The organism is Acinetobacter sp. MF4642 (assembly GCF_002018925.1).
Classification (GTDB): domain Bacteria; phylum Pseudomonadota; class Gammaproteobacteria; order Pseudomonadales; family Moraxellaceae; genus Acinetobacter; species Acinetobacter johnsonii.
The window spans coordinates 1-1,809 of the sequence record NZ_MVON01000071.1; the positions used below are offsets into that span (position 1 = coordinate 1).

At 29.7% G+C, this 1,809-nt stretch carries 2 protein-coding genes and 1 pseudogene; all 3 read left to right on the forward strand.

Translation table 11 applies throughout. The features are described from left to right. Window positions 1–115, forward strand: a 115-nt coding sequence (locus MF4642_RS17450) for an IS3 family transposase (RefSeq protein WP_413772799.1), incomplete at its 5' end; no start/stop codon positions are given. Window positions 116–405: 290 nt separating this feature from the next. Then, window positions 406–882, forward strand: coding sequence for a hypothetical protein (locus MF4642_RS16405; RefSeq protein ID WP_078426870.1), 477 nt, complete (start codon window positions 406–408; stop codon window positions 880–882). A 316-nt stretch (window positions 883–1,198) separates the two neighbouring features. After that, window positions 1,199–1,675, forward strand: a pseudogene (locus MF4642_RS16410) (putative type VI secretion system effector); the annotation flags it as partial. Window positions 1,676–1,809: the final 134 nt, after the last annotated feature.

Below are 1,809 nucleotides of genomic sequence, written 5' to 3' on the forward strand. Positions count from 1 at the left end.
CTGGGTATATTGGTTCAATAAAAAGCGTGTACACAGTGCACTGGGTTATGTATCGCCTTTTGAGTTTGAAGCAATGTACTATGATAAGATTAACCCGTTAGGTCAGGTGGCCTAACTTAAATAAAAAAGTCTCCGACAAACCCGGTACGGTTCATGTTGTTGCATATTGGTTTTTAATGCGTTATTCTTTTGAGTTATTTTTATCAAGAAAAACAAAATTTCCTTCTTATGAAGATATTTTAAATAAACCATTTTACATGACACCTAATGCTTATAAGGAAAATATTGATTTATTTAAAATCAAAAGAAATAGTTGGTTGGTTATTAATTTAATTATATATAACATATTTTCTTGCTATTTTGTTTTTACTTTATTTGGTTTTTTTTGAGCTTTTTTAATTTGTGATGATGATTTTTTTTGAAGATTTAGAAAATATTGGAATTAGAGATATTATAGTTACTGATGATATATTTCTTATTTGTGCTTTTTTAATTATTCCTTTTGGGATTCTATTGCTGTTATTTACATATATATATAATAAAGCCTATATAAAGAATAATCAGAGAGATTTTTTGGTTTTCTTCTTTGGAGAGAAAGGTGGAGATGATTTTTCTAGAGTTGGAGGAGATTTGATTGTAGTTGCTTATTGGTTTTTAATATATTACTCAAATTATAAAACTTTTTCTGCAAAGCTACACTTTCCATCTATAAATGATGAAAAAAATAAACCAATACCAATTATTCCAAATACATATAGAGAAAATGTGAAGGTCTTTGAAGAAAAACATAAGGGGTGGTTATTACTTAATCTTTCATCTATGTATCTAGGATTTATTCTTGGGGTTATATTCTTGGTATATGGTTTTTTTATGGAAGGTTAAATTTATCTAACCTAAAAATTTATTTATTTTAATATATTTATGTCAAAAATGGGTGGTCGATGAGCCTGTTAAAGCTGTTGCTAAAAAGAATAATCGTATTTACATTTGGAAAGTGGTTTTATTTATACGGCTAAAGTAGAATTTTTTTTTAGTGTCTTTAAAATCAATTTTAAAGTGAGAAGATCATTTATTACTTTAAACCGTGTTTGAGTATCGTAAGCTTATTGAAGTGCTCCCTATCCAGAAAATTATATAGAGCAAAAAGAACGGAATGTATAACTAGCTAGAAATTAAAAGGTTATTTAAGGTAAATTATTTGAAACTAAATTTAAAGCTTGTTCAAGGCTCAATCCACTCTCTAGAAAAAGCCAAGTCCAAAATACCAGTAAATCAAAATGTAGGAGGAATCGCAACTGGCACCGCTTTTGCAGGTGTACTGGCTGAAAGTAGTTCTTTGCTTACCAGTGCTCCTATACTAGTGATGGCAGGTAAAGCTAAAGATGGCATCACGTTTACTGGGGAAATAGAAGGACATTCTTTACTGGGGCAATTTACGACGACACGTTTTAAAGAAAATGATGAACTTATTGCTGTAATTAGTGAAAAATGTGTAGATGGGCGTCATCAGGTTTATGCAATTCTTGATCCTAAATCAGGCTTATTGTATATGATCTATGAAATGGGTCGTTCAATAAAAATGGGCTATAAAGCCATTATTATGCAGACTTACTATTTTACATTGTTGTCATGGGGTTTCCTCTTTATTTTTATTTTATTTTATTTTATTTTTTCCTATTCTATAGATCTCTTTCATAAATCAAAAAACGACCTTCTTTTTGGTTAATATTTGCACTCCGGATTTCTTGGCATTCGTGCATAATCTGCGGATGAAATACATCGATTCAAACAAGCTTTCTGATACTCAGT